Source organism: Cobetia sp. D5 (assembly GCF_035666195.1).
In the GTDB taxonomy this organism is placed as follows: domain Bacteria; phylum Pseudomonadota; class Gammaproteobacteria; order Pseudomonadales; family Halomonadaceae; genus Cobetia; species Cobetia amphilecti.
In genome coordinates this window covers 1,758,379-1,779,600 of sequence record NZ_CP142020.1, presented here as the reverse complement: position 1 = coordinate 1,779,600, position 21,222 = coordinate 1,758,379, and the positions used below count along the sequence as shown (strand labels likewise).

General features: G+C 62.6%; 19 protein-coding genes. 9 read left to right on the top strand and 10 right to left on the bottom strand.

From position 1 onward, the window contains the following. Window positions 1-157: 157 nt before the first annotated feature. Window positions 158-679: a TetR/AcrR family transcriptional regulator gene (locus U0O11_RS07540; protein ID WP_153635654.1), complete on the top strand. Its 522-nt coding sequence runs from the start codon at window positions 158-160 to the stop codon at window positions 677-679. Between the two features lie 26 nt (window positions 680-705). Continuing rightward, a complete protein-coding gene (locus U0O11_RS07535; RefSeq protein WP_242007777.1) occupies window positions 706-1,740 on the top strand; it encodes an alcohol dehydrogenase family protein in 1,035 nt (344 codons plus the stop codon). Window positions 1,741-1,912: 172 nt separating this feature from the next. On the opposite strand, the gene yghU is transcribed toward U0O11_RS07535, so the two are convergent. Next, window positions 1,913-2,776 carry a glutathione-dependent disulfide-bond oxidoreductase gene (yghU, locus tag U0O11_RS07530; protein WP_153635652.1) on the bottom strand — a complete coding sequence of 288 codons (864 nt, stop codon included), beginning with the start codon at window positions 2,774-2,776 and terminating at the stop codon, window positions 1,913-1,915. Between the two features lie 384 nt (window positions 2,777-3,160). Here yghU and U0O11_RS07525 point away from each other — a divergent pair, with 384 nt between their 5' ends. The 3 genes from U0O11_RS07525 (at window position 3,161) to U0O11_RS07515 (ending at window position 5,315) form a co-directional block, all read left to right on the top strand. Next, entirely contained in the window at window positions 3,161-3,730 is a 570-nt protein-coding gene (locus tag U0O11_RS07525) for a manganese efflux pump MntP (RefSeq protein WP_153635651.1), read from the top strand. Window positions 3,731-3,967: 237 nt separating this feature from the next. Next, window positions 3,968-4,507 (top strand): redoxin domain-containing protein, encoded by a 540-nt coding sequence (locus U0O11_RS07520; protein ID WP_153635650.1) that lies wholly within the window; start codon window positions 3,968-3,970, stop codon window positions 4,505-4,507. 292 nt (window positions 4,508-4,799) lie between these two features. After that, complete coding sequence (locus U0O11_RS07515; RefSeq protein WP_054556016.1) at window positions 4,800-5,315, top strand: DUF3455 domain-containing protein; 516 nt, start codon at window positions 4,800-4,802, stop codon at window positions 5,313-5,315. A 307-nt stretch (window positions 5,316-5,622) separates the two neighbouring features. Here the strand turns inward: U0O11_RS07515 and U0O11_RS07510 are convergent, their stop codons facing one another. The 3 genes from U0O11_RS07510 to U0O11_RS07500 all read right to left on the bottom strand — a co-directional run bounded on the left by U0O11_RS07510 (window position 5,623) and on the right by U0O11_RS07500 (window position 9,593). Next, the gene (locus U0O11_RS07510; protein WP_153635649.1) at window positions 5,623-6,660 is read right to left on the bottom strand and encodes a hypothetical protein; all 1,038 of its coding nucleotides are present in this window, start codon (window positions 6,658-6,660) and stop codon (window positions 5,623-5,625) included. A 257-nt stretch (window positions 6,661-6,917) separates the two neighbouring features. Then, complete coding sequence (locus U0O11_RS07505) at window positions 6,918-8,381, bottom strand: Na+/H+ antiporter NhaC family protein (protein ID WP_153635648.1); 1,464 nt, start codon at window positions 8,379-8,381, stop codon at window positions 6,918-6,920. A gap of 639 nt (window positions 8,382-9,020) precedes the next feature. Next, complete coding sequence (locus U0O11_RS07500; protein ID WP_153635647.1) at window positions 9,021-9,593, bottom strand: helix-turn-helix domain-containing protein; 573 nt, start codon at window positions 9,591-9,593, stop codon at window positions 9,021-9,023. Window positions 9,594-9,740: 147 nt separating this feature from the next. On the opposite strand from U0O11_RS07500, the gene rhtA reads away from it, so the two are divergent. Both rhtA and U0O11_RS07490 read left to right on the top strand, forming a co-directional pair. Next, a complete protein-coding gene (rhtA, locus tag U0O11_RS07495; protein ID WP_153635646.1) occupies window positions 9,741-10,634 on the top strand; it encodes a threonine/homoserine exporter RhtA in 894 nt (297 codons plus the stop codon). A gap of 181 nt (window positions 10,635-10,815) precedes the next feature. Further along, complete coding sequence (locus tag U0O11_RS07490; protein WP_240548752.1) at window positions 10,816-11,355, top strand: TspO/MBR family protein; 540 nt, start codon at window positions 10,816-10,818, stop codon at window positions 11,353-11,355. Between the two features lie 216 nt (window positions 11,356-11,571). On the opposite strand, the gene U0O11_RS07485 is transcribed toward U0O11_RS07490, so the two are convergent. Genes U0O11_RS07485 through U0O11_RS07470 form a run of 4 tightly spaced genes read right to left on the bottom strand, consistent with a single transcriptional unit; the run spans window position 11,572 to window position 16,545 of the window. Then, entirely contained in the window at window positions 11,572-13,089 is a 1,518-nt protein-coding gene (locus U0O11_RS07485) for an ABC transporter ATP-binding protein (RefSeq protein WP_242007776.1), read from the bottom strand. Next, the gene (locus U0O11_RS07480; RefSeq protein WP_197738734.1) at window positions 13,086-14,003 is read right to left on the bottom strand and encodes an ABC transporter permease; all 918 of its coding nucleotides are present in this window, start codon (window positions 14,001-14,003) and stop codon (window positions 13,086-13,088) included. The genes U0O11_RS07485 and U0O11_RS07480 overlap by 4 nt, the downstream gene beginning before the upstream one ends. Further along, on the bottom strand, window positions 14,000-14,926 hold the full coding sequence (locus U0O11_RS07475; protein ID WP_054556011.1) for an ABC transporter permease: 927 nt from the start codon (window positions 14,924-14,926) through the stop codon (window positions 14,000-14,002). The genes U0O11_RS07480 and U0O11_RS07475 overlap by 4 nt, the downstream gene beginning before the upstream one ends. Beyond that, entirely contained in the window at window positions 14,923-16,545 is a 1,623-nt protein-coding gene (locus tag U0O11_RS07470) for an ABC transporter substrate-binding protein (RefSeq protein ID WP_064503250.1), read from the bottom strand. Before U0O11_RS07470 ends, U0O11_RS07475 begins: the two co-directional genes overlap by 4 nt. A gap of 339 nt (window positions 16,546-16,884) precedes the next feature. Between U0O11_RS07470 and U0O11_RS07465 the strand changes: the two genes are divergently transcribed. Continuing rightward, window positions 16,885-17,583: a GNAT family N-acetyltransferase gene (locus tag U0O11_RS07465; RefSeq protein WP_176676950.1), complete on the top strand. Its 699-nt coding sequence runs from the start codon at window positions 16,885-16,887 to the stop codon at window positions 17,581-17,583. Between the two features lie 127 nt (window positions 17,584-17,710). Here the strand turns inward: U0O11_RS07465 and U0O11_RS07460 are convergent, their stop codons facing one another. After that, entirely contained in the window at window positions 17,711-18,553 is an 843-nt protein-coding gene (locus tag U0O11_RS07460) for an alpha/beta fold hydrolase (RefSeq protein ID WP_225996418.1), read from the bottom strand. A gap of 177 nt (window positions 18,554-18,730) precedes the next feature. On the opposite strand from U0O11_RS07460, the gene U0O11_RS07455 reads away from it, so the two are divergent. Next, window positions 18,731-19,036, top strand: coding sequence for a hypothetical protein (locus U0O11_RS07455; protein WP_043332791.1), 306 nt, complete (start codon window positions 18,731-18,733; stop codon window positions 19,034-19,036). 165 nt (window positions 19,037-19,201) lie between these two features. Here the strand turns inward: U0O11_RS07455 and U0O11_RS07450 are convergent, their stop codons facing one another. After that, entirely contained in the window at window positions 19,202-21,112 is a 1,911-nt protein-coding gene (locus tag U0O11_RS07450; protein WP_317291914.1) for a bifunctional 2',3'-cyclic-nucleotide 2'-phosphodiesterase/3'-nucleotidase, read from the bottom strand. Window positions 21,113-21,222 lie beyond the last annotated feature (110 nt).

Sequence of the window (21,222 nt, the reverse complement as noted above, 5' to 3'; positions counted from 1 at the left end):
TGACGTCGAACCGTCACACGCGCAATGCGCGACGTCAGACCATGGGCGCAATGACACAAGGCTTGGGAAACGCCGCATTGACACAGGGAGAATGGGCGCTCTACCCTGCACAGGTAGAACGAACACTCTCCCTCGTTGATTCGACCATGGCACCGACATGATCCAGCACGATATCGCCGCCCGCCTGGAGACGCTCTTCAGCCAGCGCGGCTTCGCAGAACCGAGTGTTGCCGAGCTCAAGGCAGCGTCAGACGTGAGTCTGCGCACCCTCTATCGCCACTTCCCCTCCAAGGAGAGCATGGTGATCGGTGCGCTTCAGCATCGCCACGAGCGCTATATGGCCTTCCTCGAAGAGGGAGTGCCCGAGGATGGCGCTGCGGCGCTCAGCCACCTCTACCAGCGGTTGGGTCACTGGATGGCGTTCGAGGCACCCAACGGCTGCATGTCGGTCAATGCCCTGGCGGCCTTTCCCGACAACCCGCAGGTGCGCGAGGCCGTCGACCGCCACAAGCACGAGATTCTCGAGTGGCTCGGCCAACGCAGCCGCCGCCCAGACCTCGCCACCGAGCTGTTCCTGATCCATGAAGGCGCCTCCTCCGCCTGGCTGGTGCTGGGCGAGAAGGCCATCGAGGCCGCACTTTCCACCACACTGACCCTGTTGGGAGCACCCCACCGATGAGCTCACTTGCCACAAGCAAAGACAGCATGCACGGCGTCTACCTGACCGGGCATGGCGGCCCGGAAGTGCTGGAAGTGCGTGACGACATTCCTCGCCCGACTCCCGGCCCGCGTGACGTGCTGGTGCGGGTCGGCGCGGCTGGCGTCAACAATACCGACCTCAACACGCGGCTGGCCTGGTACTCCAAGGGCGATGGCGAGGCAGAGGATGCCAGCTGGTCCGGGCAGCCGATCCACTTCCCGCGCATCCAGGGGGCCGATATCTGCGGCGAGATCGTCGCGGTCGGCTCAGACGTCAGCCAGGCGCGCCTCGGCGAGCGTGTACTGATCGAGCCCTGCCTGAGGGAGCACGACGGCCAGACGCTGGAGTCCGCCTGGTATATCGGCGCCGAATGCGATGGCGGCTTTGCCGAATACACCCGGGTAGCGGCGCGCCATGCCCTGCGCGTCGAGAGCTCACTCAGCGATGTGGAACTCGCCTCCTTCCCCTGCTCCTACTCCACCGCCGAGAACATGCTGACTCGCGCACAGCTTGCCAAGGGCGAGCGCGTGTTGATCACCGGCGCCTCCGGTGGGGTCGGCTCCGCGGCCGTCCAGCTCGCCAAGGCCCGTGGTGCCCATGTGATTGCCGTCACCAGCGCGGCCAAGGCCGATGCCCTGCGCGATCTCGGAGCCGATGACATCGTGCTGCGCGATCAGCCTCTCGACGAGGCGCTCAAGGGCCACAGTGTCGAGGTGGTCATCGATCTGGTGGGCGGCCCGCAATGGCCGCAACTGCTGGATATCCTGGGCTACAAGGGGCGCTACGCCGTCGCGGGTGCCATCGGTGGCGAGATGGTGGAACTCGACCTGCGCACGCTGTACCTGAAGGACTTGAGCTTCTTCGGCTGCACGGTGCTGGAACCGGAGGTCTTCCCCAATCTCGTGCGCCATATCGAGCAAGGCAACATCAAGCCGCTGGTCGCTGACACCTTCGCGCTGGCCGAGATAGCCACCGCCCAGGAGGTCTTCCAGCAGAAAGGTCACGTGGGCAAGGTCGTGCTCAAGGTCCGTCAGGACTGAAAGCGCCCTGCTCGGACGACTGGCCAGAACGCAAAAGGGCTACCCGATGGGTAGCCCTTCCTGTGACTGAACGCTCATTGCTCGGCAGTCATTACTCGACGGGCATTGCTTGAAGGTCATTACTCGACGGTCACTGCCAGACGATCTCTGTCTAACGATCACGTCGCGATAATCAGTCGCTACGCTTGTCTTCGGTGTTGGTTTCGAAGTCACTCGCCGAGTGGCGCTCGATCAACTGCTCCTGCGGCTCTCCCCAGAAACGATTGACCATGCGACCCCGCTTGACCGCCGGGCGTTCGGCAATCGACTTGGCCCAGCGCTGCACGTGCGTGTAGTCCTGCACGGAGAGGAACTCGGCAGCGTCATAGAGCTTGCCTTCGACAAGTGCGCCATACCAGGCGTAGATGGCGATATCCGCGATGCTGTATTCGTCACCGGCGATGTAGGCATTGTCGGCCAGCTGACGATCCAGCACGTCCAGTTGACGCTTGGTCTCCATCGCGAAGCGGTTGATCGGGTACTCGAGCTTTTCCGGGGCGTAAGCATAGAAGTGGCCAAAACCACCGCCCAGGTACGGCGCAGAGCCCATCTGCCAGAACAGCCAGTTCATGACTTCGACACGCTTGGCGGGGTCTTTGGGGATCAAGGCGCCGAACTTCTCGGCCAGATGCAGCAGGATGGAGCCGGATTCGAACACGCGAATCGGCGTCTCGCCGCTTCTGTCCATCAGCGCGGGAATCTTGGAATTGGGATTGATCGCGACGAAATCACTGCCGAACTGATCGCCCTCGCCGATACGGATCGGCCAGGCATCGTATTCGGCGCCGCTATGCCCGAGCGCCAGCAGCTCCTCGAACATGATGGTGGCCTTCACGCCGTTGGGTGTCGCCATGGAGTAAAGCTGGAAGGGATGCTCACCGACCGGCAGCTCCTTGTCATGCGTCGGGCCCGCGATCGGCCGATTGGTACTGGCGAACTTGCCGCCACTCTCGCTTTCCCATGTCCAGACCTTGGGTGGCTGATAACTGTCGCTCATACCCTTGACTCCTTGGCATCCTGTTGAAGCTTCAAGACTGAAGTTTCAAGACTTCGGTGACGTCAGACACGTCGGCTTGGTGCCGCTCTGACTCGGTAGACAAGTTATGAAGGTCAAGCGCTCGTGACACAAGGGGATGAAATGACAAGATTTTGTTGCTAGTATGCCACCAGTTTTTGGGGAGTAGCCCGCTCTCGTCACCCAACGAGAGTCTCGGATGTCAACATAGTCGGCAGGCATTGCCGTGGCACCGAGGACCCGCCTATCCGATCATGCCCGTGATCAGTCAGGACGAGGTTCGGCGAGACCAATGACAGTCAGACGCTTCCGGCCGGTGGTGTCTTTCTGTTATTGACTCGCAACCGGCCTGGAACATCCTGACTCATGCCTCTGCTACCGACATTTCTGCTCGCCTTCTCCATGTCCTGCGACGCCTTTGCTGCCGCCTTGTGCAAGGGAGCCGCCATACGTCGTCCCTCTCTGAAAGACGCCCTGCGTATCGGCCTCATCTTCGGGGTCATCGAAGCCATCACGCCCATGATCGGCTGGCTGATCGGTCGCTCACTGGCCGTCTACGTCGAACAGTGGGACCACTGGATCGCCTTCGCCCTGCTGCTGCTGCTCGGTCTGCACATGATTCATGAGGGGCTTTCCAAGGACGAGGAAGACGAGGACTGCACCACGCCGCAGTCGTTGCCCCGCCTGATGTTGACCGGCCTTTCCACCAGTATCGATGCCATGGCCGTGGGTGCCGGGCTTGCCTTTGCGGGCGTGAACATCGTCACCACTGCGCTGGCGATCGGCACCGCCACCTTCGTGATGGCCACCACCGGCGTGATGCTGGGCGGAGTGCTGGGCAAGATGGTCGGCAAGCGCGCGGAAATCATCGGTGGCCTGGTGCTGATCGGCATCGGCACGACCATCCTGCTGGATCACACCGGCTACCTGGGTTGATCCTCTGCTGAAAAGCGCCCCGAACGGCCCCGTGGCGGCCCCTGGCGATGAACGCACCCTCGTGTTGCGCCAAGGGGCCCTTGAAAACCCTGACAATGGCGTCATTCAAGGGGGACACATGGCGTATCCTGTCGCTGGTCATTCAAGGCGCTTGATATCCAGACACGTGATATCCGCCGCCTGATCAGCTGTGACATGAAAGTCAACGCCGTGATCTTCCAAAGGGAGCCAGATTGCATGTATACACGCAAGCTTCATCCAGGCAGTGAATTCCCGGCCATCCAGGTCAAACGCAGCGACGGTGAGGCACTGACCCTCGGCAAGCCCCAGGGCGAACATGACTGGCAGCTGGTCGTGGTCTATCGCGGCAAGCATTGCCCGATCTGCACCAAGTTTCTCAACAAGCTGGAGAGCGATCGCGAGCGCTTCAGCGCCCAGGGCATCGATCTGGTCGCCGTGTCTGCCGATGATGAGCAGCAGCTCACGCAGCATCGCGAGTCGCTGGAGGTCAACTTCCCGCTCGCGTATGGGCTGACCCTCGAACAGATGCAATCGCTGGGACTGTTCATCTCGACGCCGCGCAGCGAAAAGGAAACCGATCACGACTTCCCGGAGCCTGCCTTCTTCATCGTCAATGGCGAAGGCAAGATCCAGATTCAGGAGATCGCCAACGCGCCCTTCGTGCGCCCTGATCTGGATACCCTCATAGGTGGCATCGAGTTCATCCGCAAGCCGGATAACGACTACCCGATTCGCGGCACCCGCGATTACGACTGAATCCTTCAGGGTTCACGCCGTCACACAGACGCCCCGCAGCCTCGTGCTGCGGGGCGTCTGTGTGTCTGGGCCTGTTGCTTGCCACCTGGCTTTCACCTTGCCCGCTTTGCGCTTCTGGCCTCTTTTCATGACGCCGCTGATAGGCGCTGAAAACAGGCCACGAAAAAACCACGAAAAAAATCTGATCCCGTGACATCCAGACGAGAAAGGCCAGCGTTATGAACAGTGCAAGGGAGACAACGACACACCTGCAACCGCTAGCTGAACCTTATCTGTCTACGGAGTCGTCAAGATGAAAACAATCGCCTGTATCTCTGGTATTTTCGCTGCCCTCGCATTGAGCCCGCTGGCTCAAGCCATGGAGGTTCCCGAGAGCGTCACGGTGCCAAAAGGCAATGAAGTCGCCATGGAAACCGTCGGTGTCGGCAAGATCAAATGGGCCTGCGAAGCCAAGGACGATGGCACCATGGGCTGGGTCTTCAAGGGTCCGGATGCCGCTCTGAATGATGCCGATGGCAAGCAGGTCGGCAAATACTATGGTCCGCCCGCCACCTGGGAGTCCATGGATGGCTCCAAGATCACCGGCACACAGCTGGCGGTTGAGCCCAACGGCAAGGGCAATATTCCGCTGCAGCTGGTCGAGGCCAATCCGGCCGAAGGTGAAGGGCATATGCAAGGCGTCACCTATGTTCAGCGCCTCAATACCCAGGGCGGTGCCGCACCTGACATGGCCTGCGATGAAGCTCACAAGGACAAGGTCGAAATCGTGATGTACCAGGCCGATTATCTGTTCTACAAGGCCATGTAATCTCAAGCCTTGAATAGAATGGATTCACCACTCGATGTCGTGTAACAAAGCGCATTGACACAGGGAAGGTGAGATCATGAAAAGCCCCGGCATGCACAGGCATGTCGGGGCTTTGTCGTCATCAATCCCGGCGGGGAAATAATGATTCAGCGTGGAGCTCAACCAGCAACGCGCAGGCGATAACAGAAGTGCTAACAGAGAAGATCAGGGAGGCCATCACGAAGACAGTCAGCCCCCCATTTCGGTGCAAAAGCCGTGAGTTTGTTTCCCCGGCCTGTGAACCGATCTCTAATCCAGCGAGCTGCCGTCAGACCAGCGCCAGCATTGTATAGGGCGCTTCACAGGAGTGGCGCTCATCGCGTTCATCCACGCTACCCAGCTCATGGTTGCGATCATTGTCATAGACCACGAACAGCCGTTCGCGATCCAGTACCGCAAGCCCCTCCGCCTTGTGCTCGAACTCCAGCACGCGACCATCCTCATGCGTCACCAGCGTCGGGGATTTGCCTGCATGGAAGTCGGCCAGCGACAGCACCCACAGATAGCCCCCGATCACCTCTTCACTGCCCTGCTCGGTCTCGAAGCTGGTTACCAGATAGAGGCGTGCGTGATAGGGGTCATATTCCAGGCTCGAAAGACCACACTCGTGATTCACGCCCTCATACTCGGCGGGATCAAACGCATAGACGTCGTGAAGGTCCTCGATGAACTCGATATTGTCGCTGTCGGTCATGGCATAGCGCGCCCCGATGACGCGTCGCACGTACGCGAAGTCATCATGCGAGTTGCCTTGTTCGCGCACCCCGAACAGGATCAGCCCATCACCCTTGTCACTCGGAACGACCGCCAGACCTTCGATCTTGTAGTACGGCTGGCCAATGGCCGCCTCCAACTTCTGACGAAATTCCAGTGAGCCCTCGACCCCGTCACGCGGGTCCGGGTCGACCACCTGCACCTTGCCCGGCTCACCCAGCGGCCAGATCAACAGGTGGTTGTAGGCATTCAGGGCATGGCTCTCGCTGTCGATACGATCAAACCCGGTGGTTGCCAACATGTGACGGCCATCGGTGGTCAGCGCGAAGTCTTCATACTTGACCGCCTGACGGATCAACGGCGTGGTCAGATACTCGAGCTGACTGTCATCGGGCCCTTGCGAATCCAGAGGCAAGGAGAAGACCGCCGAGCGTCCCTCGCCCGGAATCGGCTTGTCACTCGCCATCAACAGACGCTCGCCGTCATAGGCCACGGCGGAAATCTCGGCGTTCACCAGCTTGCCCTCCTCATCCTTCAAGCCGGCCGGAAAACAATGGATCGTGCCCTGTTGCGTGATACGTACCTTCGCCATGCATGGCTCCTTGAAATGAAACGTCATGATATTGGGACAGGCCATGCGGGATTGAGTTCGAGGCAATGCACGCCGCCTTGCGATAGCTGGGCCAGTGACAGGGACATACCCAGAAACTGAGACAGAAGCAGAAAAGCGTCTGCCAGACACCACAACGCCCCGCGAGACTCCATCAGTCAGGAGTGTCGCAGGGCGCTGTGTGCATCAAGCCTCAAACGTCAGGGCACTGGCTTGCGTACAGGCTAGCGGTGTGCGGCTCACACTTCCCTGGCCGGCGCCGCCAGCACCGTCTCGTGATTGCCACCTCCAGCGGCTGCGGCCTGCTGTGTGTGAGTGCTCTGCTTGCGAGAGCTGCGCGCACGCCAGGTGATGGAGATGGCCAGCACCACCAGCATCGCCCAGGGGTAAGGCGTGAAGAAGGACGCCATGGCACTCGGCGCCGCGACGCCCGCCTCGGCGGCACTGGCAGCGATCACCTGCTGCCAGACGGCCACCGCGATATGCCAGGGCAGCAGGAAGAAGACCGTGCAGACGGCGCAGTCCATCAGGTTGGCACTGCGCTCCGGCGCGATCCCGAACTTCTCGGCCAGCTTGCGCACCAGCCCGGGGCCGACCAGCAACAGTGCCGGCGCATTGGCGGACAGCGGGATGGACGCCGCGACCGTCACCGCCACGATGCCTGTCTCGGCCCCCGTACGCGACGTGATCAAGCTGTCATTGGCCTTGTCGAGCAGACGACGCATCAGGCCGGCATCCAGAATCACCTGTGTCAGCGCCAGCACCATCAGGGCGAACAGCACGGCGCCGGTCACCGAGGCGATGCCATTCTCGATCAAGCCGGTGCTTTCACCGCGCTGTGCCGGCAGCGCAAAGATATCGTCCAGACTGATGGCGCCGATCACGAGAGCGCAGAGCATGGCGACCAGATTGCCGAAGAACATCGCTTCGATGATATGGCGACGCTTGAGGGCCAAGCCGACCACCACGGCCAGAGGCAACAGCATGACCAGGCCGAGCGCATTGCCTGATGCCAGCGCAGGCACCTCGGTCAGCGCCGTCTCGCTACCACCGGCCACCAGGAAGATCACCACGCAGATGGCCGCCGCGGACAGTGCCAGCGGCAGACGCGTGCGAATGACATCCGCGACCTGCGCCCCCTGGGTGAAGGACGACACGATGGTGGTATCCGAGACTGGCGACAGATTGTCACCGAAGGCAGCGCCCGAGAGCAGCGCCACCGCCAACATCGTCGGGTCCGCGCCCAGCATCACCCCAGCCGGATACAGCACGGGGCCAAGGCCGATGACAGTGCCCACGCTGGTACCCGTACCCAGCGAGAACACCATGCAGATGGCGAAGGCGAGCACCACGAAGACACCTCCGGTGGCGCCCATCGAGGCACCAATCCATTGCAGGCCATCGATGAGCCCACCAGCCATCATCAGCTTGCCGAAGACCCCGGCGAGCAGCCATAGGGCAATGATGGCGGTCGCGGTGTGGTTGCCCATGCCACGCAGCAGGCTCTCGCAGTAGGCCGAGCGGTCACGACACAGAAAGAGCCCGACCCCCATCGCCAGCCAGGCGCAGGCCCAGAAAGGCTGGGTGCCTGCACGCTCGAATACCGAGAGGTAGATCAGCCCCGCCACCAGCACCATCAGCGGCACCAGGGCGCCCACCACACCACCCCGAAACACCAGTTCCTTCGTGTCCTGTTGCTGCATATTCCTGTCCCTCACACGCGAGTCTTGTTATTGGAGTCATCCTTGCCTGGCGGGCCTGCACATGACGGCCCAGGCCCCAGCCAGACAGCCACAGGCTATGCGAGCCACTTGCGTGACGACCAATGCCAAAATCAGTGGCAAGCGATTACTTTTTCACATGACCAAGCAATCTCTCTGCCAAACATTAGAAAATCAGGAATTTCACATACTAAAGCGCTAACAAGCCAGTGATCTGTCAGGGTGCTGCCGCATCAATCAGCGTTGCCGCAAGGCAGTATTGGTGAGAGACAATATTGGCGGGAGAAAGTCTTGGAGAGAGACCATCCTGGCGAGAGGTATCAGCTGCGAAAGCTCGCTGAGCTGGGGCCTTGAGGCAGAACGCGGTTCAACACTCGCCCCTGCAAAGGCTTGCAGGGGCGCATGCGGACAAGTGAAACGCCGGAATGATGATCGTGGGTGAAGGCAGGACTGACGCCAGCGCCGCGCGGGAGCGCAGCTTGTGATCGGCAGATGCGCGATAAAGGGGCACGCATTGATCTTTTGCACCGATCCTCTACACCGACCCCCTGCACCATCTTCATGAATCGAAGAGTCAGCGCAGGAGCCCGGACACATGGCAGTTCACTTCATGCCGGGTGATCAGTGCAGCACGTTGCGGATGAAGCGCAGCATCCCGGTGCCCGTGTTTTGGTAGCGGTAGGCCTGATCACTGGGATAGACATGGAAATCCCCGGCGTGAATGACGATTTCCTCACGTTCCAGCGTAAGGGTCAGCTCGCCTTGCGTGACCACCAGCATCTCATGCCAACCGGCATCATCGGGCGCGGAGTCATAGTGCTCGCCGGGGGCGAGGGTCCAGTCCCATAACTCGACTTCCTGGGTCGCCGGCTTGCTGGCCAGCAGCACCGCGCGACTTTCGGGCGCCTGCCCGACCCACGCCACCTCATTGATGCGTGCCGAGTCTTCGCTTTCCGGGGGCTGCACCAGCGCGTAGAAGAGCACCCCAAGTGCCTCGGCGAGCTTGTCGAGCGTGCCGAGGCTGACATTGACGTCGCCCTTCTCGATGTTCACCAGCATGCGGCGGCTGATCTCGGCCTGATCCGCGAGTGCCTGCTGGCTCAGCTCGGCGGCCAGACGCAGACGGCGAACATTGGCCGCGACATGGACCAGAACATCGGGTCGATCTTTACTGTTGTGCAATATAGTGCGCATCCGTACAATCCCGCTGACGATGAGGGAAGCCGGCATCCCACTGGCCTCAAGCTCCCTTCCCTTGCTACCTCAATGTCCCTGAATCATGCCGCATGTGTTCTTGACTGACCATGCCCGTCATCCACTGGATCGCTCAAGGAGACTTCAATGTCCATTGCCGTCGCCGCCTCCTCTTCTCGTCTGTGGCCCGTCGCCATGCTGCTGGTTGCCATGTGCTCGATCCAGAGCGGTGCTTCGCTGGCCACTTCCCTGTTCCCGATGATCGGCGCGGCGGGCGCGACGGCGATTCGTCTGATCATCGCCTCGATTCTGCTGCTGGCCATTCTGCGCCCGTGGCGCAAGCCGGTGACGCGCAAGGCCTGGAAGTCCATCACCATCTACGGCGTGGCGCTGGGCGTGATGAACCTGCTGTTCTACCAGGCCCTCAAGACGGTACCGCTGGGCATCGCCGTGGCACTGGAATTCACCGGCCCGCTGGCCGTGGCGCTGCTGAGCTCGCGCCGCTGGATCGACCTTGGCTGGGTGGCACTGGCGATCACCGGGCTGGTACTGCTGCTGTTGCTGGGTGAGGACACCGCCGCGCCGATCGACCCCGTCGGTGCCGCCTTCGCCCTCGGCGCTGGCCTCTGCTGGGCGCTGTATATCCTGTTCGGCCAGAAGGCCGGCGCAGGCAATGGCACCCAGAGCGCGGCGCTGGGCATCACGATCGCGGCGGTGGTCGTCGCGCCCGTCGGCCTGATGGAGGCCGGCAGCGCCATGTTTTCGGTCGATATCCTGCCGTTGGCACTGGCCGTCGCGGTGCTCTCGACCGCGCTGCCCTACACCCTCGAGATGGTGGCCTTGCCGCGCCTGCCGACCCACACCTTCGGCACCCTGATGAGTCTGGAACCCGCCATCGGGGCGCTCTCCGGCCTGCTGTTCCTCGGTCAGACGCTGGGCATCTTCCAGTGGCTCGCCATCGGTCTGGTCATCGCCGCCTCGGTGGGCACGACGCTGACCGGTCGCAGCAAGGAAGTCTTCGATGGACCGGTGCCGGATTGAGGATGGCGCTGCCGCCCGCAGCTGAGCCGTTCAGATGTTCCGTTCAGCTGAACCGTGCAGACGTACCTCTCAGCTAAACCGTTCATGTACACCTTTCAGGAAGAACGGGACGGTGAACCAAGACGCAGCGTGGGATATCGTGTCTTTCTCTATCACGCTTTTCGAGACAGGAGACCGCCAGATGACATCGCCACGTTCCGCGTCTTCCTCACCCTCCGCTGCACGCTCCACCGCCCAGATGGTGGTGTGGTTCGGGTTGAGCTTCCTCACTGCCGCCATCGGCGCGCTGGCCTCGGTTGACGCGAAGACCTTCTATGCAAGCCTTACCCAACCGGCCTGGGCCCCGCCGGCGGGGGCCTTCGGGCCGGTGTGGACGGCGCTGTTCGTGATGATGGCGCTCGCCGCCTGGCGTGTCGCGCGCGATGGCTTGCATGCCAGCAATGGCTTCCGTTGGCGCCATCGTCTGGCGCTCGGGCTGTTCGTGGTGCAGCTGGTCGTCAACGGCCTGTGGAGCTGGCTGTTCTTCGCCTGGCATCTCGGTCAGGCGGCGTTCATCGACGTGCTGGTGCTGTGGACGCTGATCGCCGTCACCCTGATCGCCTTCTGGCGTATCAGTCGCCTGGCCGGGCTGTTGATGCTGCCCTATCTGGCGTGGGTGACGCTGGCCAGTGCGCTGACCTGGTCCGTCTGGCAAGCCAATCCGGCCCTGCTGGGCGGCTGAACCCTAAGCGACCGTCCTGACGGCAGATGAGCGGCCAGCACTCGGGCCCCGACGCCAGAACATCCCCCGCAGATACCAAACGCCAACGCCCGGCCGAGACTCCTGCAGAGTCTCGGCCGGGCGTTGGCGTATCAAGCGTCGTCTTTCTAGTGCAATTCTTGCTGTTGCGATGATGCCTTGCGGTCCTCTGGTGCCGCCGTGCGGGCAGGTGAGCGATCAGATCTCCTGACGCGCCTTCAAGCGACCTTCCTCTACTACCAGCACGCGATCCGCGACCTTGCGCAGCAGTGCCGCATCATGACTGACCAGCACCAGCGCCGTGCCCTGCTCGCGCACCATCTTCACCATGCAGGCGATCACCTCCTGCTGGACCAGCGGGTCGAGGCGTGAGGTCGGCTCATCGGCGAACACGAAGCGCGGCTTGATCAGCATCAGACGCAACAGCGCGAAACGCTGCAGCTCGCCACCCGAGACCTGTCCCGGCAGACGCGAGAGCAATTCCGGCGCCAGGCTCAGTTGCTCCATCAGCTGCGGCAGCTGGCTGTCGTCGAGACCATGGCGTGCGCTGAGATCCTTCAACAGCCGCCCCAGTGTCCGGCGTGGCGGGAAGGTCGCCACGGGGTCCTGGTAGAGCTTCTGATATTCCAGGCGTTCGGCATGCTGGACCACGCGTCCTGAATGCGGTGGCAACAGGCCGAGCAGTGCATCGCCCAGCGATGACTTGCCACAGCCTGAAGCGCCCTGGACGCCGATGATCTCACCGCCCTTCACGCTGAGTTCCACGTCACGCAGCAATGTGGTGTCCCCGCGCGCGATGGTCAGATTCTCGGCGCGGATGATGGTCTCGCCTGCCGCCTTGCCATCACGGCTTGCACTGTCGGCTGCCGGCTTGAAGGCGGCCTCCGGCCAGGCCTGCGGCGCGGCATTCACCAGGCGTCGGGTATAGGCATGTGTCGGCGCGGCCAGCACGTCACGCGTAGCGCCCTGCTCGATCACCTGCCCCCTGCGTACCACCATCAGCCGGCCACCGATCTGGTGCGCCAGCGCCATGTCATGGGTGATGACCATCAAACCAGCACGCGGTGTCTCGGCCAATGACTTGAGCAGCAGCTCGCCGATCTCGCTGACGCGGGCGGCGTCCAGCCCCTTGGTCGGCTCGTCGGCGATCAACAGCGGTGCGCCGCCGGCGCGGGCGGCCGCAAAGGCCACACGTTGCGCCATGCCACCGGACAGCTTGCCCGGCAGCTGCTCGCTGGCCGCGGCGACACCCAACTGCTCCAGATCACTGCGCGCGGCCGCGTGGGAGGCCTGTGCCGAACGCCCCGCGACCAGTCGATATGCCTCACCGACCTGACGAATCACCTTCATCAACGGGTCCAGCGCCAGCCAGGGCTCCTGGGGCAATACCGCCAGGCGGCGACCCCAGAGCGGGCGACGATTCTCTGGCGTATGCAGAGGATATGGCTCGCCGTCGAGCCACAGGCTGCCGGAGGCCACAAGCTCCGGGGGCAGCGTGCCCAGCAGTGCCTGAGCCAGCAGACTCTTGCCGGACCCCGTCTCACCGATCACCACCAGCGGCTCTCCCGCCTTGAGCGCAAGCGAGACAGGCTCCAGCAGCGCCGTCTGCGCGCCCTGGACCCGCACGCTCACATCCTCGGCACTTAGCACCACATCATCCGCCGTTGCCCCATCCCGCGTGTGAGAGGCTGGCGTGGTCATTGTCGCGACATTCATGGGCGCGCTCCTTCGAGGGTGTCCGCGGCGGTTGACGTTCTGGCCTTGCTGCCGGACATCAGCAACAGCCCCAGCAACAGCAGGAAGGTAACCAGCACCGGCGTCAGCAGCGCGAATGGCGCTTCACGCCAGTACGGCAACAGCTCGACCATCATGGTGCCCAGCTCCGGCGTGGGCTCCGGAATGCCGACATGCACGAAGCCCAGCGCGGCAATCGCCATCAGGGCGTTGGCCATGCCGAAGGCCATCGCCGTCATCATCACGGGTGCCATTTCCGGCCACAGGTGATGACGAAACCGGTACCAGGCCCCGAAGCCCAGCAGACGGCTGGCCTCCACACCGGGACTCGCCAGCACGCTGCGACCGGTGGCGCGAGCCAGGCGGAAGAATTCCACCCACAGCACCAGCGACAGACCCAACCACAATGCCAGCGGCGTCGACGGCAGGATGACGCTGACCATCAGCACCAGCAGCAGCCCCGGCAATGCCAGCAGGCTGTCTGCCACCAGGCTCAACAGGCGCTCGGCCCAACCACCGCGTCCCGCGGCCAGCAGGCCCAGCGAAATGCCCGAAAAAGCCGCCAGAATCACCGCCCCCGCGGCAATGGAAAGCGACAGCCCGAGCGCCGCCACCAGGCGGTGATAAAGGGAGCGCCCAAGGTGGTCATAGCCCAGCGGGGCGCTGGTGATCACCTCGCCGGCGTCAGAGACACCGACGGCATCCGCGCCCTGCAGTGCACGATAGAGATGCTGCTCCAGCGGGTCTCCCGGTATCACCAGATTGCCCAGCAAGGCCAGCAGCACCAGACTGGCGACCATCGCGGCCCCGATCACCCGGCGCAACGGCCAGTCAAGACGTGGACGACGCACGGCTTCCACGCGCTGCGGCGCAAGCCCTTCCACCACCTGATTCATTTCACACCCCGTGGGTCCAGTTGGCGACCCAGCAGATCGACCAGCAGATTGATCAAGACAAAGCCGACGCCCAGCACCAGGGCGGTGCCCTGCACCATCGGCACATCGCGCGAGAAGATGGCGTGCACCAGCGCATGGCCGATGCCCGGCCAGCCGAAGATGCTCTCGATCACCACCACACCCTCCACCAGGGTCACGAACTGCAGTCCCAGATAGGTCACCAGCGGCAAGGCCACATGGCGCAGGCCGTGACGCCAGAAGGTCTGGGCGTTGCTGAGGCCCTTCCAGCGCGCGAAATCATGAAAGGCCGTCTGGGTGACGGCGGCCATGGCATCACGTGCCAGGCGTGCCGATACCGCTGCCAGCCCGAGCGCCAGCGTCATCGCCGGCAGAATGAAGTGCTGCGGCTCACCGTGACCGGCGGCCGGCAGCAGGCCCATCTCCACCGAGATCAGCAGGATCAGCACCAGCGCCAGCAGGAACTGCGGCGTGGCACGCAGCAGACTGCAGACGGCCAGCAGGCTACGGTCCAGCCAGCCACCGGCACGCAGACCGGCCAGCAGCCCCAGCGGCGGGCCGATCAGCAGCGAGATGCCCAGCGCCGCGCCGGCGAGCGACAGGGAGTTGCCCAGCTGATGACGAATCTCCACCCACACCGATTCACCGGAAATCAGCGAGGTGCCAAGCTCCAGGCGCAGGATATCGCCCAGCCAGTAAAGGAAGTGCAAGCCGCCCTGTGCCTCGAGGCCCAGTTCGGCGCGTACCGAGGCCGCAGCGGCCGCATCCAGCGCATCATAGCCATAGCGGCCGGCCGCGATACGCCAGGCGGCATCGCCGGGCAGACTCTGCATCATCAGATAGCTGGCGCCGCCGACCATCAGCACCACCATCAATAGCTGCAACAGACGTGAAGGGAGATTCATTGTGCCCACCGCAATTCTGAAAGGCCGAAACTACGCTCCCAGGGATCTACCTGAGCGCTTTGCAGTCGATTGGAGATCGCCAGGTTCTGGTAGTACCAGGCGATGGGGATCACGGGCAGCGCCCGCTGGATCACGCCGCTGGCCTGGGCGCGCGGGTCCTGCCCTGCCGGTGTGGGCCCATAGCCCTCGCGTGCCATGCGCTCAAGCTCGGCGGTGAAGTCCGCATCGAACCAGCCCATCGCGCCCCAGTCGCCACCAGGGGCCTCGGGGGTTCCCGCGTAATCGCTCAGCACGTTGCCGATGGGGTCCGGCACCATGGCCAGATTGCGCGCGAACAGCGCCATGTCGAGGCTGCCGTCATGATGGCCGGCCGGAATCGCCGAGAAGTTGGTGATATCCAGACGTGTCTGGATGCCGATGGCGTGGAACTGGCGCTCCAGCACCGTGGCGACCAGCGGCAGCTCCGGACGGTCCGAGAAGGTGATCAGGCTGATCGCGAGGCGCTGGCCATCCTTGTGGCGGATACCCTCCTCGCCGACGGTCCAACCTGCGGCGTCCAGCAGTGCACGCGCCTCGGCGACGTCCTGATGCAGCTCGGGCAGTGCGGGGTCATGCCAGCCTTCCACCATCGGCGGGAACAGCTGGCTGGCGCCACGCGGATAGCGCAGCACGACCTGAGCGATGGCGGTGCGATCGATCGCCAGACTCAATGCACGCCGTACAGCGGGGTCCTGAAAGGCCGGATGATTGGCGTTGACCTTCAACAGCATCGTGCGCGGCGTCGCGGCCGCTGCCAGAGTCACACGCGGCGACTGGGAGAGACGCTGGCGACTGGCGGGGTCCAGCCCATAGGTGAAGTCGGCATCTCCGCTCTCGGCGATCAATGCCCTGCCCTCGGCGCGGCTCACCGCCTGATAGCGCGCCTGGCGCACCTCGGGCTGCGGGCCCCAGTAGTCCTCGAAGGCGGTGACTTCCAGGCTCAAGGGCGGCGTCATGCGCAGCATGCGATAGGGGCCGGTGCCGATGACCTGCTGGGCGGTGCCCGTCTCATCGAAGGCTGCCGGCGCGAGTATCTGCTGGCGATAATCGGCCAGATAGGCGGGCAATGCGGCGAAGGGCTCGCTGAGGGCAATCACCAGCGTCTGGGCATCTTCGGCGACGATCCGCTCGACCGGCACCGACTTCAACAGACCCGGCTTGGCACTTGCGATCTCGAGCACCTGACGCGCCACCTCGGCATCCAGCTGGCTGCCATCATGGAACTGTACGCCGGAGCGGAGCGTGAAGCGCCACTCCAGGCCGTCATCCGAGACCTCCCAATCGGTCGCCAATCCCGGCTGCAGCTCTCCCGTGGCATCCACCTCGACCAGTGTCTCGACGATCTGCATGCGCTGGAAAAGAATGCCGCTGAGCAGCGGGTCCGCCCCCTTAATGTCGAAGGGCGCGACAATCTCCAGACGTCGTGTGTCAGCCGCCGACGCTTGCGCCGCTGAGGCATCTTGCGCATGGCTGGGCTGCACCACGGCCAGGCTCAGCGCGACGCTGGCGACGGCCAGCTGCCTGCGATCGTGAAGGAAGGTTCGGTATTGCCACCGAAGCCTTGAGAGCAATTTGACCATCGATATCGCGAGTCCCGAGCAAGAGCATGGATGCCGACGCGCAACCGCCGCCGACGAACAAAAACGCAATGTTATAGTGTAACTATTACGTTTTGGCAACTCTCGACTCACCTTCTACGACTGGGCAAAGCTGGACGGGCACTTGAGGGGCACTTGAGGGGCGCTTGAAAGGTGCAGGACAAGCACTGGACAGGCATTCACTTGTCAGCGGCAACCCAACATCCGATGATAGATGGCAAACTACATTAGTATGCGCTAACCGACTGGTCCGCTATTCTGGACGAATGGTCATCAGTCCGCGCATCTGTGCCCCTACCCTCAACAATAAGCGACAGGATCATGGATGATCTCAGCATTACCCCTATCAGCGATTCGGCTTGCAGCAGCTATCTGAGCGCCGCGGCTCGGCGACTGTGCTGCGGCAACATGCTCGCGACCTACAAACGGCATGGCATGAGCTGGGACGAGGAGTTGTTCAGCGAGCGCTGGCAGGACAACGAGAACTACGCGATACGTATCAATGGCGAATGGGTCGGCTTCATCAGCCTCAAGGCCCTGCCGGACATCCTGTATCTGCGCGACCTGCAACTGGTGCCACATTGGCAAGGCCGTGGCGTCGGCTCCGCCTGCCTGAACTGGTTGATCCAGCTGGCAACGCAACAGGAGTACGGCCAGTCGCTGATGAAAGACCGCGCCTCCGAGCTCTCCCCGGGCGCTCAGCCCTGCCCGCGCGCGCTGCGCCTGAGAGTCTTCTCCGACAGCCCGGCATTGGCGCTCTACCAGCGCCACGGCTTCACCCTGGTCAATGAGCAGTGCACCCCGACGCGCAGTGGCAGCATCATGGCACTGGAAAGACCCCTCGCCTTCCAGACAGCGCCGACGCTTGCCCCGCGGAGTGATCACGCGCCCCTGCCCCCGGTAGGCAATGCCTCTCTCGACACGATCATCGATGACCTTACCGAGGAAGAGGCCTTGACGATCACCGCCAAGCGCAAGCGACAGTCCCCTCCGGCCGCGCGGAACATCGCGCATCATTAGGCGATTTCCCGTGCGCGATTTCCGCCAGATACGACAATGCCCGGTCATAGGACCGGGCATTGTCGTTCAGGGCTCATTCACCATCAGGGGTGAGATTTTACTGCGCTTATGGCTGATGGGCTCCTCCTCAGCGGGCGAGGAAGTCCAGGATATAGCGCACGGTATCCTGCGGCTTTTCATCCGTCACCCAGTGACCGGCATCCTTCACCCAGATCAGCTCGGCACCCGGAATGGCATCTGCCAGCATCGGGGCGTAATCCGGCTTTTGGAAGTTGTCCTTGTCGCCCCACAGCACCAGAGTCTTGATCTCGATATTCTTGAGCTCACCGGCGATGGCCTGGGTGTATTCCTTGTTGAGACGACGCATGTTGCGGAAGAAAGCCGCCTTGCCTTGCTCGCTGTTCCACTGGGACACATAGCGCTCGACCATCTCTTCGGTCGCGACGGCCGGATCATGCACACCACTGGGCATGAAGCCGCGCATGGTGCTGATGAATTCCTCGACGCTGGTCGCTTCCTCGACGCCCGGCTCCAGCAGCTGCTTGAACTCCGGAATCGGCCAGGAATCGAAGCATACGCTGTCGATCAGTACTTGACGGCGAACACGCTCGGGATGATTGACGGCCATCAGCTGACCGATACCTCCGCCGATATCATGCGAGACGACATCCGCACTCGCCACACCCAGTGAATCCATCAGCTTGATGAAGATGCGTGTCTGGGCATTGATGGAAACGTCAGCATCCACCGGCATGTCCGACTCGCCATAGTTGAGCATGTCCGGTGCGATGACACGATAATGCCTGGCCAATTCCGGCATCACATCACGCCACATCAGCTTGTTGGTCGGAATACCGTGAATCAACAACAGCGGCTGACCTTCACCCATTTCCTTGTAGGCAATGCGGTGACCTTCGATCATCGCATAACGGGTTTCCAGGGCTTCCATTGTCACGTTGTCGTGGCTCATTGCTGACCTCTTCGCTTGATGAATACTCAATCACGGCCTGGCGAAACAGTGCTATATCGCGGTGATGCCGTGAACGTGGGACCACCTTACGGATTCCTGAGCGATCACTCAAGCACGATTTTGATTGATTGCTCAAAATACGCTTTAATGGCCCCATCAAATTCAAGGGAAGCGCCCATGGCCCGTGTCATCAACCGCAGTCTGCTCGATCTTCGTCGCCTGACCATCAACCTGGTGACCTACCCCGAAGGCCACAGCGTGATGCGCCACAACGACCCGATGGGCAGCGGCAGCTACTACAAGCTCAATATCGTGCTCAAGAAGCCCCGCCGGGGCGGTGTCTTCGAGACCGATGGCAGCCTCTTTCGCCTCGCGGACCGCGTGGTGCTGTTTCGCCCCGACCTTCACGAACACAGCGTCAGCCGCATCGAGCGCGGCAAACGCGTGCTGCTGAGCATCGCCTTGCACGCACCTTGGCGCTGACCCGCAATGGGACTGCGCAAAAGAACCTGAGGCAAAAGCGAATAATGAAACAGATAGCGGGTAGCGCCAAGTGACAAAAAAACGCCAGTCAGCAATTGCTGACTGGCGTTTTTTCCCACCTGAATCCAGGCCAGGAACGACGTGCTCGACAATGTGCTGCCTTGGCTATTCCATCCGGTCCAGCCCGACGCGATAACGGGCAAAGCCCATCTCGTCCTGATCCACCAACGTCATCGGGTAGACCGCCTGGGCATCAATGAACTGCTGCGCATCCTCGCCGGGGGCGGTGGTGAAGCGAATGTCCAGCGGGGTATCGGTGTCGATCGCGGCCAGCCGCCAGTTGTGATCCGCCGCGGGGTCCACCGCGCCCTGCTGCTGCGTCTGGCGCGAGATGTACTGGGCCAGAATGCTGCGATTTTCATCCGGTGACGCGAAAGCGATATGCGACTCTCCGGTGCCGGGGAAGTCCTCGCCGTAGGCGCGATAGTTGTTGGTCGCGAGCAGGAAGACCTCGTCGTCCTTGACCGGCTCGCCCTGGTAGGCGAGTCCCTGAATACGGTGGGCATCGGCGTCGATCAGCGCGCAATTGCCGTCGTAACGCGCCGGCTGCGTGACATCCACCCGGTACTCGACGCCATCGATCACGTCGAAGTTGTAGCTGCGGAAACCTTCCCAGTTGATCAAGGGCTGGGGCGTGGCGAGATCCGGATCAATGCGATGGAACTGGCCGGCGCTGCACTCGAGCCATTCCCGCACTTCCCTGCCGGTGACCTTGAGCGCCACCAGCGTATTCGGATAGAGATAGAGATCGGCGGCATTGCGGAAGCTCAGCTCGCCCGCCTCCATCTCGGTGAACTGGGTCGGATCATTGTGACGGCCGCCGACCTTGAACGGCGCGGCTGCCGAGAGAATCGGCAAGCCTTCCAGGTCCGGGTCGCCTTCGACGAAGCGTTTGACGTAATCGGCCTGGGCGCGATTGACGATCTGGATCGTCGGGTCGTCCTGCACCAGCGCCAGATAGCTCTTCATCGCCGCACTGGCGCGTCCGATGCTGCGATTGACGTACTCGCGCGTGGCGTCGTGCTCATGATCGACCAGCGCCGCCAGTTCGGCATCTTCCGCCACTTGCGCCTCGCCCCCTACCTGAATAGGGCGGGCTTCTGTCTGGCCGCTCACTACCCGCCACTGGCCCGAGGCATTGCTCAGTTCGAGATCCATCACGCCCACATGGCTGCCCCAGTGCCCCGGCATCATCGCCGGCACGCCATTGAGGGTGCCCCTGGCGATATCGGCCCCCGGTACCTCGGCGAATTCCTCGCTGGGGAAGACGGCATGGGCATGCCCGAAGGCGATGCCATCGATGCCCTCGACCTGCGAGAGGTAATACACCGAATTCTCGGCCATCACCCGGTAGGGGTCGGTCGAGATGCCGGAGTGCGGGATGGCGATCACCACATCCGCGCCCGCCCGGCGCATCTCGGGCACCCAGCGCCTGGCGCTCTCGGTGATGTCCTCGGCCGTCAGGCGGCCCTGGAGGTGCTTGCGGTCCCAGGTCATCACCTGCGGCGGTGCGAAGCCGATATAGCCGATCTTCAATGTCTGAGCGTTGCCCTCACTGTCGGTGAAGGCATGGGCGGTGATCTGGTAGGGCGTGAAGTACGGCTCGCCTGTCGTGGCGTCCAGCAGGTTGGCGTTCACATAGGGGAACTGCGCGCCGGACAGCGCCCGTTCGAGATACTCGAGCCCGTAATTGAATTCATGATTGCCGATATTGCCGACATCGTAATCCAGCTGATTCATGACCTTGTAGGCCGGGAAGACATCACCCTCCTCGAGACCTTCTGCCGCCATGTAATCGCCCATCGGGCTGCCCTGGATGAGGTCGCCATTGTCCAGCAGCACGCTGTTGGCTACCTCGGCACGCGCCTGCTTGATCAGACCTGCCGCGCGTACCAGGCCGATGCGCACGCTGGGCCGGTCCTTGTAATAGTCGTAATCCATCACGTTGGCGTGGATGTCGGTGGTCTCGATCACGCGCAGTGACAGCGTCGCGGCATTGGCTGGCTGAACGATCATGAAGATACCTCCGAGACTGGCCAGGCCAAGGATGGCTGCCCGCAAAGGCGGCTTGCGCCGACGTCCGGGGTGCTGCGCAACAGCTGGCGAGTCAGACGCCCGTTGATCTT

Bases quoted from the DNA above. Each gene is read 5' to 3' on its own strand.
- U0O11_RS07540 (WP_153635654.1), top strand. From the start codon at position 158: ATGATCCAGCACGATATCGCCGCCCGCCTGGAGACGCTCTTCAGCCAG.
- U0O11_RS07535 (WP_242007777.1), top strand. From the start codon at position 706: ATGCACGGCGTCTACCTGACCGGGCATGGCGGCCCGGAAGTGCTGGAA.
- yghU (WP_153635652.1), bottom strand. From the start codon at position 2,776: ATGAGCGACAGTTATCAGCCACCCAAGGTCTGGACATGGGAAAGCGAG.
- U0O11_RS07525 (WP_153635651.1), top strand. From the start codon at position 3,161: ATGCCTCTGCTACCGACATTTCTGCTCGCCTTCTCCATGTCCTGCGAC.
- U0O11_RS07520 (WP_153635650.1), top strand. From the start codon at position 3,968: ATGTATACACGCAAGCTTCATCCAGGCAGTGAATTCCCGGCCATCCAG.
- U0O11_RS07515 (WP_054556016.1), top strand. From the start codon at position 4,800: ATGAAAACAATCGCCTGTATCTCTGGTATTTTCGCTGCCCTCGCATTG.
- U0O11_RS07510 (WP_153635649.1), bottom strand. From the start codon at position 6,660: ATGGCGAAGGTACGTATCACGCAACAGGGCACGATCCATTGTTTTCCG.
- U0O11_RS07505 (WP_153635648.1), bottom strand. From the start codon at position 8,381: ATGCAGCAACAGGACACGAAGGAACTGGTGTTTCGGGGTGGTGTGGTG.
- U0O11_RS07500 (WP_153635647.1), bottom strand. From the start codon at position 9,593: ATGCGCACTATATTGCACAACAGTAAAGATCGACCCGATGTTCTGGTC.
- rhtA (WP_153635646.1), top strand. From the start codon at position 9,741: ATGTCCATTGCCGTCGCCGCCTCCTCTTCTCGTCTGTGGCCCGTCGCC.
- U0O11_RS07490 (WP_240548752.1), top strand. From the start codon at position 10,816: ATGACATCGCCACGTTCCGCGTCTTCCTCACCCTCCGCTGCACGCTCC.
- U0O11_RS07485 (WP_242007776.1), bottom strand. From the start codon at position 13,089: ATGAATGTCGCGACAATGACCACGCCAGCCTCTCACACGCGGGATGGG.
- U0O11_RS07480 (WP_197738734.1), bottom strand. From the start codon at position 14,003: ATGAATCAGGTGGTGGAAGGGCTTGCGCCGCAGCGCGTGGAAGCCGTG.
- U0O11_RS07475 (WP_054556011.1), bottom strand. From the start codon at position 14,926: ATGAATCTCCCTTCACGTCTGTTGCAGCTATTGATGGTGGTGCTGATG.
- U0O11_RS07470 (WP_064503250.1), bottom strand. From the start codon at position 16,545: ATGGTCAAATTGCTCTCAAGGCTTCGGTGGCAATACCGAACCTTCCTT.
- U0O11_RS07465 (WP_176676950.1), top strand. From the start codon at position 16,885: ATGGATGATCTCAGCATTACCCCTATCAGCGATTCGGCTTGCAGCAGC.
- U0O11_RS07460 (WP_225996418.1), bottom strand. From the start codon at position 18,553: ATGAGCCACGACAACGTGACAATGGAAGCCCTGGAAACCCGTTATGCG.
- U0O11_RS07455 (WP_043332791.1), top strand. From the start codon at position 18,731: ATGGCCCGTGTCATCAACCGCAGTCTGCTCGATCTTCGTCGCCTGACC.
- U0O11_RS07450 (WP_317291914.1), bottom strand. From the start codon at position 21,112: ATGATCGTTCAGCCAGCCAATGCCGCGACGCTGTCACTGCGCGTGATC.